A 15,977-nucleotide genomic window follows, 5' to 3' on the forward strand; every position below is an offset into this window, starting at 1 on the left:
GCCGAGCCCACGTTCGGCTGCTCTTCGACCTGTACGCGGAAACCCAGCGCTGCGCGCGTAGGCCGAGCATGGGCTCGGCCCTACAGAAGCCAGATCCAGAGCAGTCGAGCATGGCTGGACTCTGCAGAGCTACCTGGCCGACACACGCCACACCACATCGCCGACGTCGTCGGCCACCAGCAGGGCGCCCTCGCTGTCGATGGCCATGCCCACCGGTGCGCCCCTCAATGTCTTCTCGTCCTCCGAGGCAAAGCCACTGACCACGGTCTGCGGACGCCCCGTCGGCCTGCCATCCTTGAACGGCACATACACCACTTCATAGCCGCTCAGCGGAGAGCGGTCCCAGCTGCCATGCTCGCCGATGAAGGCGCCGCCGTGGTACTTCGCCGGCAGTGCCTGGCCGGTATAGAACAGCAGCCCCAACGGTGCCACGTGCGAACCGATGGCGTAGTCCGGGCGGATCGCTTTGGCCACCAGATCCGGCCGCTGCGGCTGCACACGCTCGTCCACATGCTGGCCGTAGTAGCTGTACGGCCAGCCGTAGAAACCATGTTCCTGTACCGAGGTGAGATAGTCCGGCACCAGGTCGGCACCGATCTCGTCACGCTCGTTCACCACTGCCCACAGCCTGCCGGTGCTGGGTTCCCAGTCCAGGCCGGTGGGGTTGCGCAGGCCGGAGGCATAGATGCGGCTGCCGCTGGTCGCCACGTCCACCTCCAGCACCACCGCGCGCCGGTACTCGATGGCCAGGCCGTTTTCGGTGATGTTGCTGTTGGAGCCCACGCCCACGTACAGCTTGCTGCCATCGCGGCTGGCCAGCAGATCCTTGGTCCAGTGGTGGTTGACGGTGCTGGGGAGGTCGGTGAATTCGCTGCCCTTGTCGGACATGCGCGTTTCGCCGGGCACGTAGTGGTACTTCATGATGTTGTCGGTGTTGGCGACGTACAGCGTGTCGCCGATCAGGGCGATGCCGAATGGCGAATGCAGGCCCTCGATGTAGACGTGCTGGCTCCATGTGGCAGTGCCAGGCGCGCGCCGCAGCAGCGTGACCCGGTTGCCTCCCTTGCCGGCCTTGCCCGAGCGCGCCTTTACCTTGCCGGCAATCCATTGCTTGGGGGTGGTGACCGGCTCGGTGCCCGGACCGTTGCCTTCCACCACCAGCACATCGCCATTGGGCAGGGTCAGCAGGCGGCGCGGGTGCTGCAGGTTGGCAGCGATGCGCTCGATCTTCAGTCCGTCGGCCACCGACGGCGCCTGCCCAACGGCCCAGCCCACCCCGCGCGGTACCTGCATGGGCGGCATCAGGTAGTTCTCCGGCGCCGGCAGCGGCGGATGCGCACCGGATTGTTCGCTGGGGTGATATTCGGCTTTGCCGGCACACGCCGACAGGATTGCGGCCAGGACCAGCCCGCCTGCAGCAGGCACGATGCGATCAACCATGACGGCCTCCTTGCAGCACCGGCGGCTGCAGTGACAACAGGACATGGCCAAGACCGATCAGTGCAACGGTCAGCGCCGACAGGATCGTGCCGGGAACGGCCACCGCATACGCATCACGGCTGTGCACGAAGGCGTTCCAGATGGCCAGGGCGACCGCCACCAGATTGAGCAGGAAATCGAGGCGGTCGATGCGCGTGGCAGTGTTGCCCCGGCGCCAGACGGCGAACAGGTTGATCAGTCGCGGCACGATGGCGATGAGCAGGCCGAACGTGATCAGCCAGGCCGCGGATTTGCCCCACATCACCTCGGCAGAGTTGAGGTAGATGGCATCGAAGATGAGGGCGCCGACGAAGAAGCCGAACGGGATCGGGTTCAACAGGCTGAACAGCGTCGTGCCAAGGCCACGATGGGCCTGGGCCAGCGGATTGACCATCGTCCTGCTCCATTGCGGGGAAGTGCAGGGGCCTTGGTAGCACAGTCGGTGGTGAAGGCGCGCGATGAGCCTTCGGTTCTGCGACGAGGCCAGGCTCGGCGTTACAACAGGAATGCGCAGTCGTCATTACCGCGGGGCATGAGTGTTTGTGACGCAATCGGCACATCTGCAGATTGCTGCCGTGAAGAGGTAGGGGGTTCTCAGTTGTGTCGCGTTTGGCTCGTTGCGATGGGGCAATTCCGTCCCGCCGTCCTGCCAGGCCGATTCACAACAGAAGGATTCGTGTATGAAGCGACACACGCACCACTCCGCGCCACCGCGCTCCGCGCGGCTGGCCCTGGCCACTGCCCTGGTACTGGGCAGTTTGGCCGTGACCGCCCAGGCCCAGCAGGCCGATCCGCTGGCCGGCATCCAATGGCATCTGCTCAACACCGGGCAAGCGGTACAGGGCGACACGCGCCCGGTCGCCGGCAATGATCTGAACGTGGATGGGCTGTTCCGCAATGGCATCCGCGGCGAAGGAGTGATAATCGGCATCGTCGACGACGGCCTGCAGATCGCCCACCCGGACCTGGCCGCCAATGTGGCAGCCGTGGCGGGCAAGAACTTTGCCAACAACTCCAACAACCCCTCCCCCTCCGCTCCGGATGTGGACAATCACGGCACCATGGTCGGCGGCATTGCCGGTGCGGTGGGCGCCAACGGCGTGGGCGTGCGCGGCGTCGCCCCGGCGGCCACGCTGAAGGGCTTCAACGTACTGGCCTCCGATGCAAGCGGCAGCCAGACGGCCAACATCGAGTACTCGTGGTGGGACGGCGCCGAGGCCGCCGACGTGCAGGTGTTCAACAACAGCTGGGGCGCAGGCCCGGGCAATCCGAACCTGCCGTTCGCGTTCAGCGAGAACGATATCCGCGCGTACGAGCAGGCCCTGTCCGGCACGCGCGGCGGCAGCGGCGGCATCTACGTGAAGTCCGCCGGCAACAACTTCAACAACGCATCGATCAGCCAGACGCAGGATGTCTGCACCACCGACACCAAGAACCGCGGCACCGGCTGCGTGCCTGCCGGCCGCGACCCCCGCAACAATCTGTTCAATGTGATCACCGTGGGTGCGGTGCGCGCCGACGGCGTGCGTTCGTCCTATTCGTCCACCGGTGCCGCGCTGTGGGTGTCCGCATTCGGTGGCGAGTACGGCTGGCAGCGGCAGGTCGTCCCGGGCCAGCCTGCCGTCCGCTACGATCCGGCCATCGTCACCACCGATGTCACCGGCTGCGCGCAGGGCAGCAACAAGAACACGAGCCTGCGCAACACACTGGACGGCAATCAGTCCGCTGTCGACAGCACCTGCAATTACACCGCCAAGATGAATGGCACCTCGGCCTCGGCGCCGATGGTGTCGGGCGTGGCGGCGCTGGTGCTGGAAACCAATCCCAACCTGACGTACCGCGACGTGAAGTACATCCTGGCCACCACGGCCACCCGCAACCACCCGAACCAGCCTGCCGTGACACTCGCCGATGGACGCACGCTGGTGCCGGGCTGGACCGTCAACGCTGCAAACCGGGCCTACAGCAACTGGTACGGCTTCGGCGTGGTCAACGCGGCGCGCGCGGTGGAGGTCGCAGAGAACTTCCAGTCTCTGGGGCCGCTGGTGGACAGCGGATGGCGCAACACCACGCGCCGGGTCGCCATCGGCAACACCTCCGCTGCGGCAGCGCGGCTGACGGTGCAGCTGGCCAATGTCGCACGCAACGTCGAATCGGTGCAGCTGGGCTTCCGGGTGAATCACAGCAACACCCGCCAGCTGCAGTTCGTGCTGGTTTCGCCCAGCGGGACGCGCAGCGTGGTGCAACCGGCGTTCACCTCGATCGGCTCCGGCCTGTCGGGTTCCGTGGCGATCCAGCGCAACTTCACCAGTTGGGACCTGCTGTCCAGCAACGCCTTCCTGGATGAGACCGGCAACGGCACCTGGACCCTGGAAGTGACCGACATGGGGCAGTCCGCGAACGCAGCGTCGCGCGGCAGCCTCGAATTCTTCAAGATCCGCGTTCTGGGGCACTGATGATGAAGACGACCATTCTGTTGACCACCCTCGCCGTCGCGGCGATCTCCTCTACCGCCTGGGCGCAGAGCTCGACCCAGGCCCCCACAGCCCGGAGCCTGTCTGCCGTGGACGCACAGGAACTGAAGGCCAGGGCCACGGGCCGCGCGTTCAACGTGGGCGCGACCCGCTTCCAGCTGGCGCCGTCGGCTACCGTGCAGCAGGCCAAGGGCGGTGAGTTCCGCATCACGCCCTCGACCGACGCACCGGCGCCCGCCACTGGCACCCGCAGCAAGCGCTCCACCGAGGCCAGCAGCACCGGTGCCGCTGCACGTCTGGATGCTGGTGCCGGCAAGTTCGCCGCCGCCGTTTCCAGCGACGGCGCGCCGGTGGTGGCCACCTCCCGGGTAAAGGTCTTCTTCACCGATGCGGCCTCCGCACAGCGCGCGGCAACGGCCACCGGCGGCACCGTGGTGAAGGTGTCCAAGGCCTCCGGCCGTGCGATCGTCGAGTACCCATCGGTGAACGCCGCACTGGACGCGACCACACGACTGCTGTCGACCGCCGGCATCCGCGCCGCCGAGCCCGACGTCGTGCAGTGGGAAGAAACCAAGTAAGGCGGTAAAGCGTTGTGTGGTATCCCCGGCGGGCCGGCTCTCCCGGCCGGCCGGGGACTTTGCCGGAGTCGACCGGCGGCCCGGTTCTCTCCCCCATGTCAGGCATCCACTGCGCAAGAACTGCTAAGCGCAGCGGCAGCCGATCCGCTACTGTGCCGGACAGTGCAGCGGGGATGGCGGGATGAGCGCGGCAGGCAAGGCGTTGTGGTACATCGAAACCCATGCGGGCCGTCCGCTGGCGTTGGCCGATATCGCGGCTGCCGCTGGCCTGTCGCCCTTCCATCTGTCGCGTCTGTTCCACGCGCGCACCGGCACGTCGGTGATGCGCTACCTGCGCGGCCGCCGCTTGAGCATGGCAGCGCAGCGGTTGGCCGACGGCGCCGACGAAATCCTGCCGGTGGCGATGGACGCCGGTTATTCCACGCATGCCGCGTTCACCCGTGCCTTCTGCGAGCAGTTCGGGCAGACCCCCGAACGGGTGCGCGAGTCCGGCACTGCGGATCTGGTCCTGGTGCAGGCGGCGCGCGTGGACGACATTCCCACCGCCTGCAGCGTGGCACCGCGCCTGCTCGACACGCCTTCGTTCCAGGTGGCCGGAATCGGCATGCGCCACACCCGCCACAGCAGTGGCGCCATCCCCGGCCAATGGGCGCAGCTCAACCGGGAATGGCCCAAACCCGCACCGGTCAGTTTTGGTGTATGCCACGACAGCGATGACGACGGCGGATTCACCTACCTGGCCGCATTGCCCAGCGCCGCGCTGACCTCGATTCCAGCACATTGGCAGCGCCTGCAGATTCCCGCGCGCCGGTATCTGGTGGCCTGGCATGACGGCCACATCTCGTCCATCCGCGCCACCTGGTTCTGGTTGCTGGATCACTATCTGCCCACCTCCGGATTGAGTCTTGCCGCGGCGCCGGACCTGGAACGCTACGACGCCCGCTTCGACGAGCACAGCGGCAATGGCGGTGTGGAGATCTGGCTGCCCGTGGACCCCCACCCCTGATGAATGCAACACACTGAAAGGAGTCGTGCGATGCGCTTGATGCACCTGCTGCTGGGCCTGGTCCTGATTGCCCCCGCGTCGCTCGCCGGCGTCCCCGGCAGTGGCCTGGCCGGCGAACACCAGGCGGTGACCACCGTGGCCAGCGCTGCGGTACGCGACGCGCAGCAGCGCGATACGCTTCGCTACACCGTCTGGTATCCGGCTATGGCGGGCAGCAGCGAAGTGCCACTGCGTATCGGTCCGCCCGATGCACCGCTGTTCGTGGTGGGCCAGGCGGCGCCGGAGGCAGCCATTGCCGGTGACCGCCTGCCGACCTTGCTGCTCTCGCATGGCAACGGCGGCAGCGCCCGCATGATGGGCTGGCTGGGCACCGCGTTGGCGCGCGCCGGCTATCTGGTGATCGCCGTCGACCATCCCGGCAACAACGGCGTGGATGAATTGACCCTGCATGGCAGCATGCTGAGCTGGCTGCGTGCGGATGATCTGCGCGCCGCATTGGCCGCCGTGCAGGCCGATCCCAAGCTGGGGCAGCATGTGGATGCGGAGCGGATCGGTGTAATGGGCTTCTCGGCCGGAGGCTACACGGCCCTGCTGGCGGCGGGGGCGCGACCGGACCTGCGGCGGTTGCGTGACTTCTGCGAAGCCCATCCGGATGACGGTGTGTGCCAGCCACAGAGCGAGGCGCCGTCGCACACCCTGGAGGCTCGCAAGGCCGCGGCGGCAGCAGCGGATCTGGCGCCGTGGATGGCCCACGCCGATGATGCCCGCCCGGTCCCGGGTGTGCGCGCCGTGTTCCTGATGGCACCGGCCATCATGCAGGCGTTCCCGCCCCAGCAGTTGCAGGCGCTGCGGCAACCGGTGTCGATCATCCAGGGCGCGGCGGACACGGTCGCTCCTGCGGCCACCAACGCGGAGGTCGCCAAGGCGTCCATCACGGAGGCAAGACTGGATGTCCTGCCCGGTGTCGGCCACTACGACTTCCTGTCCGAATGCACGCCGCTGGGCCAGCAGCGACTGCCCGCCCTGTGCAGCAGCCAGACGCCAAGAGCGCAGACGCATGCACGCACCGTGGCGGAGGCGCAGCGGTTCTTCGAGGCCGCCCTGAAGCCGCGACCATAGCGCTTCGCGACGCCCGGTTGCACGGATGAAGACGCCGCGCGAAGACCCGTGCCGCTACACTGTCAGCGCACGCTTCGAGGCGGAGAGACCATGCGTCTGTTGCATCTCACCCTGCCGGTATCCGACGTCACCGGGGTGGCAGCCTATTTCCGCGATGTGTTGCAGCTGCCGGTCAGCGGCAACCGCATCCACATCGGCTGGAGCACGATCGAGCTGCGGCTGGCCGAGGACGTCGCGGTCGGCGGCGTGCACCTGGCCTTCAACGTGCCGGACAACCGTTTCGCGGCCGCCATGACCTGGCTGCGCGAGCGTACGCCGCTGCAGCGCAACCCGGCAGGACTGGACTACTTCGCGCTGGAAAGCAGCTGGCAATCGCAGTCGGTGTACTTCACCGGCCCGGATGGACTGATCCTGGAGCTGATCGGCCGGCGCCGGCTTCCGTGCAGTCCGCAGGAGGGCGCCTTCCATGGCAGTGAGATGACCTGCCTGAGCGAAGTCGGCCTGCCCAGCCACGATGTCGATTCGGTGCGCCTGGAGGCCGCCGGGCGCTTCGGCCTGCAACCGATCAGCGCGCCCTCGGCCCAGTTCGCACCGATGGGCGATGACGAGGGCCTGCTGATCGTCGTTGCCGCCGACCGGCGCTGGTTCCCCGAACAGAAGGACCTGCCCAACGCACGGGGATTGCAGGTGCTGATGGGAGATGTACCCGCGGGCGAGCTGCGGGATGCGGAATTGGGCTGGGAGGTACGCGCCGTACCGCATCGGCGGGGCTGAACGGGCCGTGTGCCGTGCAGGAACCTACAATGGCGCTCCCTCCCGTTGCCGGACCCTCCATGCGCCGCATCCTGCTGTTGTTCGCCCTGTTGTTGCCCGCTGCCGCGGCGACGGCCGTGGATCTCCAGGAGGGCGACCTGCTGTTCGTCACCGCAGGAGACAGTGGCCTGAGCGCTGCCATCGATGATGCGACCGGTACGCAGGCTCATCCCGGTTTCGATCATGTGGGTCTGGTGGCCGCCACGACGCAGGGCTGGGAAGTGCTGCATGCGGACGAGAAGGGCTCGCGCCGGCAGACGTTGGCTGCGTTCCAGCAGGACGCGCGCGCCCGGCTGCGGCAGATCGTGGTCTACCGCCTGCGCGCACCGCACAACGCTGCCATCGGCGACGCCGTCGCCACCGCGCGTACCCTGCTTGGAAGGCCCTACAACGCCTCCTACGTGCCGAACGATGACAGCTACTACTGCTCGGACTTCATCGAACGTGCCTTCCGTGCCCACCATGTATTCGCGCTGCAGCCGATGAACTTCCGCAATCCGCAGACCGGGAAGATCGCCCGGCATTGGATCGACCTCTACCGCAGCATGGGCATGGACGTACCGCAGGGCGTACCGGGTACCAATCCCAACGACATGTCGGCGGCGCCCGTGCTGGAGCGGATCGGCACACTGGAATGAGAAGCCCCGCACAAGGCGGGGCTTCAGGCGATGCTAGACAGGGACGCGAGGGTCACTCTTCCTCGTCCTGCCCGCCCTGCTGCTGGTTGCGCTGGCCGCGCTGCTGCTGTTCCTGCTGCTGTTGCTGCTGTTGCTGCTGTTGCTGCTGCTGATCGCGACCGCGCCCCTGCTGATCCTGCTGATCCTGCTGCTTCTGGTTCTGCTGGTTCTGCTGGTTCTGATTGTGCTGGCCCATTGCGGTGTCTCCAGTGCCACTCGCGGAATGCGGTGGTTGCGGCCATCGTCTGCAGCGGTGGGTTAACCATGCGTTGTGACGCAGCTACAGAAATGTGCATGCGCGTGAATGAACCGGCGTGACCCCTTGTGCCGCAAGCGGCTGAAGGATTCATTCGGGATCGGCATGTGCTCATGCCCGCAGAGGCTGTAGCCCATTCAGCGGCGCCCGCCCGGCCCGGCCGCGCAGCGGGCGCTGCACCTCATGGCATCACAGGCGGCACGTACTCCAGCGTCATGCCCAGCAACCACAGCAGGCCCAGCACCAGCGGGATGTGCACCAGCAGCTGGATGAAGGTGAAGCCGACGATGTCGCGGGCCTTCAGGCCCAGCACGCCCAGCAGCGGCAGCATCCAGAACGGATTGATCAGGTTCGGCAGTGCTTCGGCGGCGTTGTACACCTGCACGGCCCAGCCCAGGTGCGCCTTCAGTTCGTTCGCCGCCTGCATCACGTACGGTGCTTCGATGATCCACTTGCCGCCGCCGGAGGGAACGAAGAAGCCCAGGACCGCCGAGTACACGCCCATCACCAGAGCGAACGTATCGGTGCTGGCGATGTGCACGAACAGACTGGACAGCCGGTGCGCCAGCGTCTGCCCATCGGCGCCGGCCGCGTGGGTGAGGATCATCGCGATGCCGCCATACAGCGGGAACTGGATCAGCACACCGGTCGTGCTGGGCACCGCCTTGGCCACCGCGTTGAGGAAGCTGCGCGGGCGCCAGTGCAGCAGCAGGCCGAGCGAGATGAACAGGAAGTTGTAGGTATTGAGGTTGGCGATTGCGGTCACCACCGGCTTGTTGGCGAACTCGTTGAACAGCCATCCGAAGGCCAGCAACGAGAGCAGCACGGTCAGCAGTGGGCTGTATTCGAGCCATTCGCCGGGGCGCGTGCGGCGCTGCAGCGGCTCAGGCTCGGCCTGCGCCGCACCGGGAAACGATTCAGCGGTGCGCGCACTGCCAGCCGCCGGTGCGGTCAACCAGGCAATCAGCAGTGACACCAGGATCAACGCCGCGGTCAGCACGATCGACTGCCACAGGAAGATGGTTTCAGTGAAGGGCAGTACGCCGGTGATCTCCACCAGCCCCGGCGGCATGCTGGCCGGGTTCGCCTGCAGCTGCGCAGCCGAAGAACTCAGGCCCATCGCCCAGACCGCGCCCAGGCCGAGGTAGGCGGAGGCACCCGCTGCGCGGTAGTCCATGCGCAGATCGGTCCGGCGCGCCAATGCACGCACCAGCAGACCCCCGAACACCAGCGAGAAGCCCCAGCTGAGCAGCGAAGCCAGCATGCTGACCAGGCCTACATAGACCACCGCACCGCGCCCCGTGCGCGGCACCCGCGCCAGCAGTTCGATGAAGCGCGCCACCACAGGCGCGGTGGCCACGGCATAACCGCCGATCACCACGAAGGCCATCTGCATGGTGAACGGAATCAGGCTCCAGAAGCCATCGCCAAAGGCACTGGCCGTGGTCTGCGGCGTGGAACCGAAGCCGATAGCTGCCAGGGCGACGATGACCACGCCCAGCACCGCGAACACGTAGGCATCAGGGAACCACTTTTCCGCCCAGGAGGCCGAGCGCAGCGCTGCGCGCGCCATCCAGCCATCCTGTACTGCTGCCGTCGAGGCCATCACCTACCCTCCCAGGTTCGATGGCTCGATTCTCGGCCTCGCGGCGGGGGCTGTCAGTCGCCTATTGGTCGTAGGACGGTACGCGCCCCTTCCCGGCTGCGCCTGTCAGCGCAGCGCCAGATCCAGCGCGATACCGGCAAACAGCGCCGCGCCGACCCAGTTGTTGTGCAGGAACGCCTTGAAGCATGGCCCCCGCTCGCGGTTGCGGCAGATCCAGAATTCGTACACCACCAGCGCCGCAGCCACCGCCAGGCCAGACAGGTACCAGCTCCCCAGGCCGGCGCGCACACCGACCAGCGCCATGGTTGCCAGGAACAGGGCGTAGAGCACCCCTTGGATCACCAGATCCAGGTCCCCGAACAGGATCGCCGTGGAGCGCGAGCCCATCTTCAGGTCGTCCTCGCGGTCGACCATGGCGTACCAGGTGTCATACGCGGTCGACCAGAGGATGTTGCCGGCGTACAGCAGCCAGCCCAGCAGCGGCACTTCGCCCTGCACCGCGGCGAATGCCATGGGAATACCCCAGCCGAACGACATGCCCAGATAGACCTGCGGCAGGTGCGTATAACGCTTCAGGTAGGGATAGCTGGCGGCCAGGAACACGCCGATGAAGCTCATGCCGATGGTCAGCCCGTTCAGGGTCAGCACCAGTCCGAATGCCACCAGCATCAGTACCGCGAACAGCACCAGCGCGGCACGGCCACTGATCGCCCCCGTCGCCAGCGGACGGGCCTTGGTGCGCTCCACATGCGGGTCGAGCCAGCGATCGGCGTAGTCATTGATGACGCACCCCGCCGAGCGGGTCAGCCAGACACCCGCGGTGAACACGAACAGGGTCCACAGCGGCGGCATGCCGCCTGCCGCCAGCCACAGTGCCCACCAGGTGGGCCACAGCAGCAGCAACGTGCCGATCGGACGATCCGCGCGCATCAGACTCCAGTAATGCCGCCAGCGCGGAATGTCGGCAGAGGGGGCACGGTCTTGCATCATTCGCCGATGATACGCCGATGCGCACGGCATGACAGCGCTGAACTCAGACCCTGCCCCATACTGCAGGCTCACGATGCCAGCGCCATGCACTCTCGATGATTGGCGCCAGTTCGGTCCATGTCGGTTGCCATCCCAGCAACCGGCGCGCCCGCTCGCCGGACGCCACCAATCGCGCAGGATCACCTGGACGTCGATCAGCGATGTCGTAGGGGACCTGCATGCCGGATACGGTCGCAGCTGTCTGGATCACATCCAGCACAGAGAAACCCTGCCCGTTACCAAGGTTGAACGCATGTGCACCGGGCTCCGTGTCCATGTAGTCCAGTGCCAGCGCATGAGCTCGGGCAAGATCCTGCACGTGGACGTAATCCCGCACACAAGTGCCGTCGGGGGTGTCGTAATCGCGTCCGAATACCTGGAGACGTCCTGCTTGGCCAAGCATCGAACGCAGCACATTGGGTATCAGATGAGTCTCGCAGCGGTGCGCCTCCCCGATCCCATGTTCCGGCAGCGCCCCGGCAGCGTTGAAGTAACGCAGGCTCACGGAACGCAAGCCGTATGCGGCAGCAGCGTCTGCAAGTACGCGCTCGGCCATTTGCTTGCTGGCGCCGTAGGGGTTGATGGGCTGTTTGCGATGGTCTTCATCGATCAGCGCTGAGCACGGCTCACCAAAGATCGCTGCCGTAGACGAGAACACGATGCGCTCAGTGCCATGTTTGCGCATTGCCTGCAGCAGGTTGATTGTTCCGCCGACATTGTTGGCATAGTACGCGTAGGGATCACTTACGGATTCACCAACCAACGACTGTGCGGCGAAGTGCATCACTGCATCGAAGCGACGGCCGGCAAACAGCCGCTGCAACGATGCGGCATCCAGCAAGTCGCCCTCAACCAACTCCCCCCAGGCGACGGCTTCGCGATGCCCGGTGGACAGATTGTCGAACACCGTGACGCGGTGCCCTTGCTCGGCCAAGTGCTGAGCCATGTGGCTACCGATGTAGCCGGCACCGCCACAGATGAGAATGTCACGCATCGGGGCCTTCCTTGATGTGAATGGTGCCCGGAGCATCCTCGCCCACGGAACACACAGAGGGCCGACACCTTGCCGTCGGCTTCCTCATCCCTCCGATGGCAGGGAATTACTCCTTGCCGTCGGTTTTGTATTCATAGTAGCCATAGCTGTAGTAGCCAGTGGCACGCTTCTCGACGGCGTTGAAGATTGCACCCTTGATCTGCACGCCGTTCTGCTCAAAGCGCTGCAGTGTCAGTTCGATCTCCTTGGCCTGATTCACGCCAAAGCGGGTTACCAGCAGACTCGAGCCGGCATGGGTCGCCACCAGCGCCGGATCGGTGACGGCCAGGATTGGCGGCGTATCAACGATCACCAGGTCGTACTTGTTCGACATGTCCTGCAGGAGCTGCGCGAAGCGTGGGTGCATCAGCAGCTCGGCCGGGTTCGGTGGAATGTTGCCACGCACCATGTAGTGCATGCTTTCCAAGCCGGATACCGGGTGGATCACGTCTTCAACGCTGAGCTTGCCGCCCAGCACGTCCGACAAACCGTTCTGATGCGACACGCCGAGAATGTTATGGAGCGTGCCTTTGCGCATGTCGGCATCGATCACCAGCACACGCTGCCCTGCCTGCGCGATTACTGCCGCCAAGTTGGCCGATACGAAGGTCTTGCCCACCCCAGGACGTGGACCCGAGATGGTCAGGATGTTGTTCTTCGCTTCCAGCATGGCGAAATGCAGGCTGGTACGAAGGCTGCGTAGCGCCTCCACCGTCGGATCAGCGGGAGCTGAAACGGCCAGCAGATGCTGGCGACCATCGGCGATTACGCGCGTTCCGTGCTTGCCCTTGCGCAGCTTTGGCAGCGTGCTGGACGCACTGAGCGGGATGGCCGCGTAGACCGGCAAGCCCATGGCCTCGATGTCGGCTGGGTCTTCGATGCCGGGGTTGAGCATACGCTGGAGGAAGACAAAGGCGGTGGACAGGAAAGCGCCCAGCAGCGTAGCAATAGCAATGATCAGGGCCTTACGCGGCTTCACCGGATTGGTTGTATCAACTACGGCCGGATCCACGATGCGCACGTTGCCGACCGTGCCTGCGCGGGCGACATCCAATTGCTGCGCCTGGTTCAACAGCGCGGTGTAAAGCTCATTGCTCACCTGCAGGTCGCGGGTCAAGCGCAGCAACTCCTGTTGCGTATCCGGCAGGCTACTTACCTGGCGCTGGAAGCCGGACTTCCGGCTCTCAAGTTCGCTGATCTGGCGCAGCAGTGCACGGTAGGCGGGGTGCTCTCGCGTGAAACTCCGATCCATCTCGGCCTGCTTCAAGCGCAGCTGCTGGATGCTGCCCTCCACAGCCACTTCCTGATCCAGGAGACCTTTGGTCTGCATGGTGATGTCAACGGAATTGGCGCGTGACTGGTAGTTGGTCATCGCCTGCTGAGCTTCTTCCACCTGCTTGCGCACGATGGGGAGTTGCTCCTTCACAAACTGAAGCTGTGCCGCCGCTTCTGCAGACCCACGATCAACGTTCTGACGCACATAGGCCTGGGCAACACGCTGAACAACAGATTCGGCCAGTTCGGGATCTTCGTTCTCGAATGTAACTTTGAGGATGCCCGAGTCCTTGCCCTGCTCGGCGGCAACCACAGCCTGTTGCAGGCCAGAAATCACATCCAGGCGACGGAGCTTGATGACCCTGAAGCGTGTACCAGGCGATGCACGCAGTTGCGCCACCTCAATGGTCACTCCCCCCCCCTGGGCACTTTCTCCCGCCTTCCCCTTGAGCACGACGCGGCCGTCGTCATCTTCCAGGACGAACGCGCCATCCGTGGCAGCACGCAGCACCAGCTCCCGATTGATCAGAGCTTCAGGGACGTCGAGCCGCTGGACGTCAAGCAATTCTCCGCCCCATCCGTAACTCTCTGCACCAAACTTGGCAGGTGCTACTTCACCCGACTTCTCGGGCATGAAGCGGCGCGCAAAATAGTCGCCCAGCAAAGGAAACCGGTACGGAGCCACGCTGATATCCAGACGCAGGTCATCCACGGCCTTGCCGATCACGCTACGTGAGGTGAGCAGCGCAACTTCGGTGGTTGCTGCCGGGCTCGCACCTGTCACGCCGATCGAAGTGAGCTCGGAAAGCCCGGGGATGCCGGGCATCTTGGACTCCACCTGCACCATCGATTGGGCCTGGTAGACCGGAGTGGCGAGCAGTGCATACAACGTCCCCACCACGAAGAAGAGCCCCGTGACCGCCGCAATCAACCACTTCCGGTCGAGAATCGTGCCAAGGATCTCTCGGAGATCGATCTCATCGTCCTTGATTGCTCGGGCTTCCGTCTGTCTTGTCATCGCTTCCACTTCAAAATGAGGAGACGCAGTGGCGCGGCCACGATTCACTGCTCGATCAAAGGCTTGGGTGTTCAGGGTGACCGCAAAATCTAGCCAGCGCATCAGTGTACTAGATTGCCAGGCACAGCGAAGCCTTGGCCCGAAGGGAGCGGGGCGACAACCACACCCCGCGCAACAAAGTCAAGTGCAATTGACTAACCACCTGGGCGCCAGCGGGCCTTCTCGGTCCAGCGATAGGCCAGCTTCGCTGTAGTACGATTCAATCTTCGCTTTGGGCTGCACGCGTTGTGCAACCCCAAAATGAACGCCCCTATACATAAATGAACAAGGACCTTGGAATGACCGACGCCGAGGGGCGCGACGGCCACACCGCGTCTACCCTGCCTCCCCCAGTTGGCACGACTGACGTAGTGCAACGCCAGAGAAGGATGCTGAAGTGAAGATTGCCGTTGCCGGAACAGGCTACGTTGGCCTGTCCAACGCTGTGCTCTTGGCGCAACACCATGAAGTTGTCGCGTTAGATATCGATGCAGGCCGTGTCGAGCTCATCAACTCCCGCCGGTCCCCGATCGAAGACCGGGAGATCGAAGATTTTCTGGCGAACAAGCCTCTGAAACTGAGCGCGACTCTTGACCGAGAGGTCGCCTACAAAGACGCACGCTTCGTCATTATCGCAACTCCGACCGATTACGATCCAGACAGCAATTGCTTCAACACGTCTTCGGTCGAGTCCGTCATCCAGGATGTCGTTGCCACGAATCCGAATGCGATAATGGTCATCAAGTCGACTGTGCCGGTAGGATGCACGGCCGCCCTGAAGGCCCGCTTCAGAACCGATAACATTATCTTTTCCCCCGAATTTCTGCGGGAAGGAAAAGCACTGTATGACAACCTTCATCCAAGCCGCATCATCGTGGGCGAACGCTCAGCGCGTGCAACCGAGTTCGCAGAACTGCTGAAAGAGGGCGCCATCCGCAAGGAGATCGCCACCTTGTTTACCGATGCCACCGAGGCGGAGGCCATTAAGCTTTTCGCCAATACTTACCTGGCCATGCGTGTCGCCTATTTCAATGAGCTGGACACTTATGCCAGCTCCCGCGGCCTTGATACCCGCCAGATCATCGAAGGGGTCAGCCTCGATCAGCGCATCGGCAATCATTACAACAACCCATCGTTCGGGTATGGCGGCTATTGCCTACCGAAGGACACGAAGCAGTTGCTGGCCAATTACAGCGACGTGCCTCAGAACCTGATTCACGCCATTGTCGAATCAAATCGCACGCGCAAGGATTTCATTGCCGATGCCATCATTCGACAAGCCCCGAAGACTGTTGGTATCTACAGACTTGTCATGAAGGCCGGATCTGACAACTTCCGCGCCTCAGCCATTCAAGGCGTCATGAAGCGAATCAAGGCGAAAGGAATTGAAGTCATAGTCTACGAACCATCACTCCGCGATGGAGAATTCTACCGCTCCCGCGTTGTCAACGACCTGCCTGAGTTCAAGCGCAAGGCTGATGTAATTGTAGCCAACCGAGTTTCTGGCGAACTTCAGGATGTCGCGAAGAAAGTCTACACGCGCGACCTTTTCGGTTCGGACTGAATTGTAATCGC

Annotated in this window: 14 protein-coding genes; 7 read left to right on the forward strand and 7 right to left on the reverse strand. The window is 64.5% G+C overall.

Features of this window, described 5'->3' with window-relative positions; genetic code table 11:
- Positions 1–129 precede the first annotated feature (129 nt).
- A complete protein-coding gene (locus ACVOME_RS09765; protein WP_262218994.1) occupies positions 130–1,440 on the reverse strand; it encodes a PQQ-dependent sugar dehydrogenase in 1,311 nt (436 codons plus the stop codon).
- Positions 1,433–1,873 carry a DUF2231 domain-containing protein gene (locus ACVOME_RS09770; protein ID WP_053518153.1) on the reverse strand — a complete coding sequence of 147 codons (441 nt, stop codon included), beginning with the start codon at positions 1,871–1,873 and terminating at the stop codon, positions 1,433–1,435. The genes ACVOME_RS09765 and ACVOME_RS09770 overlap by 8 nt, the downstream gene beginning before the upstream one ends.
- A gap of 286 nt (positions 1,874–2,159) precedes the next feature.
- On the opposite strand from ACVOME_RS09770, the gene ACVOME_RS09775 reads away from it, so the two are divergent.
- The 6 genes from ACVOME_RS09775 to ACVOME_RS09800 all read left to right on the forward strand — a co-directional run bounded on the left by ACVOME_RS09775 (position 2,160) and on the right by ACVOME_RS09800 (position 8,107).
- A complete protein-coding gene (locus ACVOME_RS09775) occupies positions 2,160–3,935 on the forward strand; it encodes a S8 family serine peptidase (protein ID WP_065181491.1) in 1,776 nt (591 codons plus the stop codon).
- Positions 3,935–4,531 (forward strand): S8 family serine peptidase, encoded by a 597-nt coding sequence (locus ACVOME_RS09780; RefSeq protein WP_065181490.1) that lies wholly within the window; start codon positions 3,935–3,937, stop codon positions 4,529–4,531. Before ACVOME_RS09775 ends, ACVOME_RS09780 begins: the two co-directional genes overlap by 1 nt.
- Before the next feature lie 181 nt (positions 4,532–4,712).
- Positions 4,713–5,537, forward strand: coding sequence for an AraC family transcriptional regulator (locus ACVOME_RS09785; RefSeq protein WP_065174337.1), 825 nt, complete (start codon positions 4,713–4,715; stop codon positions 5,535–5,537).
- A 30-nt stretch (positions 5,538–5,567) separates the two neighbouring features.
- Positions 5,568–6,656, forward strand: a complete 1,089-nt coding sequence (locus ACVOME_RS09790; RefSeq protein WP_481505038.1) for an alpha/beta hydrolase family protein — start codon at positions 5,568–5,570, stop codon at positions 6,654–6,656.
- A gap of 90 nt (positions 6,657–6,746) precedes the next feature.
- Positions 6,747–7,430, forward strand: a complete 684-nt coding sequence (locus tag ACVOME_RS09795; RefSeq protein ID WP_262218996.1) for a VOC family protein — start codon at positions 6,747–6,749, stop codon at positions 7,428–7,430.
- Positions 7,431–7,489: 59 nt separating this feature from the next.
- Complete coding sequence (locus tag ACVOME_RS09800; RefSeq protein ID WP_053518162.1) at positions 7,490–8,107, forward strand: YiiX/YebB-like N1pC/P60 family cysteine hydrolase; 618 nt, start codon at positions 7,490–7,492, stop codon at positions 8,105–8,107.
- A gap of 52 nt (positions 8,108–8,159) precedes the next feature.
- Here the strand turns inward: ACVOME_RS09800 and ACVOME_RS09805 are convergent, their stop codons facing one another.
- The 5 genes from ACVOME_RS09805 to ACVOME_RS09825 form a co-directional block, all read right to left on the reverse strand.
- Positions 8,160–8,342, reverse strand: a complete 183-nt coding sequence (locus ACVOME_RS09805; protein ID WP_481505039.1) for a hypothetical protein — start codon at positions 8,340–8,342, stop codon at positions 8,160–8,162.
- 241 nt (positions 8,343–8,583) lie between these two features.
- A complete protein-coding gene (locus ACVOME_RS09810; protein WP_206733971.1) occupies positions 8,584–10,008 on the reverse strand; it encodes a short-chain fatty acid transporter in 1,425 nt (474 codons plus the stop codon).
- A gap of 105 nt (positions 10,009–10,113) precedes the next feature.
- Positions 10,114–10,998 (reverse strand): 4-hydroxybenzoate octaprenyltransferase, encoded by an 885-nt coding sequence (gene ubiA / locus ACVOME_RS09815; protein ID WP_262218998.1) that lies wholly within the window; start codon positions 10,996–10,998, stop codon positions 10,114–10,116.
- Positions 10,999–11,041: 43 nt separating this feature from the next.
- The gene (gene galE, locus ACVOME_RS09820; protein ID WP_262218999.1) at positions 11,042–12,031 is read right to left on the reverse strand and encodes a UDP-glucose 4-epimerase GalE; all 990 of its coding nucleotides are present in this window, start codon (positions 12,029–12,031) and stop codon (positions 11,042–11,044) included.
- A gap of 106 nt (positions 12,032–12,137) precedes the next feature.
- Positions 12,138–14,363 (reverse strand): polysaccharide biosynthesis tyrosine autokinase, encoded by a 2,226-nt coding sequence (locus ACVOME_RS09825; RefSeq protein ID WP_193396070.1) that lies wholly within the window; start codon positions 14,361–14,363, stop codon positions 12,138–12,140.
- A 436-nt stretch (positions 14,364–14,799) separates the two neighbouring features.
- On the opposite strand from ACVOME_RS09825, the gene ACVOME_RS09830 reads away from it, so the two are divergent.
- Complete coding sequence (locus ACVOME_RS09830) at positions 14,800–15,966, forward strand: nucleotide sugar dehydrogenase (RefSeq protein ID WP_065181483.1); 1,167 nt, start codon at positions 14,800–14,802, stop codon at positions 15,964–15,966.
- The last annotated feature ends 11 nt before the right edge of the window (positions 15,967–15,977 follow it).

It is taken from the genome of Stenotrophomonas sp. STEN008 (genome assembly GCF_056760435.1).

Bases quoted from the DNA above. Each gene is read 5' to 3' on its own strand.
- ACVOME_RS09825 (WP_193396070.1), bottom strand. From the start codon at position 14,363: ATGACAAGACAGACGGAAGCCCGAGCAATCAAGGACGATGAGATCGAT.
- ACVOME_RS09795 (WP_262218996.1), top strand. From the start codon at position 6,747: ATGCGTCTGTTGCATCTCACCCTGCCGGTATCCGACGTCACCGGGGTG.
- ubiA (WP_262218998.1), bottom strand. From the start codon at position 10,998: ATGATGCAAGACCGTGCCCCCTCTGCCGACATTCCGCGCTGGCGGCAT.
- ACVOME_RS09800 (WP_053518162.1), top strand. From the start codon at position 7,490: ATGCGCCGCATCCTGCTGTTGTTCGCCCTGTTGTTGCCCGCTGCCGCG.
- ACVOME_RS09770 (WP_053518153.1), bottom strand. From the start codon at position 1,873: ATGGTCAATCCGCTGGCCCAGGCCCATCGTGGCCTTGGCACGACGCTG.
- ACVOME_RS09785 (WP_065174337.1), top strand. From the start codon at position 4,713: ATGAGCGCGGCAGGCAAGGCGTTGTGGTACATCGAAACCCATGCGGGC.
- galE (WP_262218999.1), bottom strand. From the start codon at position 12,031: ATGCGTGACATTCTCATCTGTGGCGGTGCCGGCTACATCGGTAGCCAC.
- ACVOME_RS09790 (WP_481505038.1), top strand. From the start codon at position 5,568: ATGCGCTTGATGCACCTGCTGCTGGGCCTGGTCCTGATTGCCCCCGCG.
- ACVOME_RS09765 (WP_262218994.1), bottom strand. From the start codon at position 1,440: ATGGTTGATCGCATCGTGCCTGCTGCAGGCGGGCTGGTCCTGGCCGCA.
- ACVOME_RS09805 (WP_481505039.1), bottom strand. From the start codon at position 8,342: ATGGGCCAGCACAATCAGAACCAGCAGAACCAGCAGAACCAGAAGCAG.
- ACVOME_RS09775 (WP_065181491.1), top strand. From the start codon at position 2,160: ATGAAGCGACACACGCACCACTCCGCGCCACCGCGCTCCGCGCGGCTG.
- ACVOME_RS09810 (WP_206733971.1), bottom strand. From the start codon at position 10,008: ATGGCCTCGACGGCAGCAGTACAGGATGGCTGGATGGCGCGCGCAGCG.
- ACVOME_RS09780 (WP_065181490.1), top strand. From the start codon at position 3,935: ATGATGAAGACGACCATTCTGTTGACCACCCTCGCCGTCGCGGCGATC.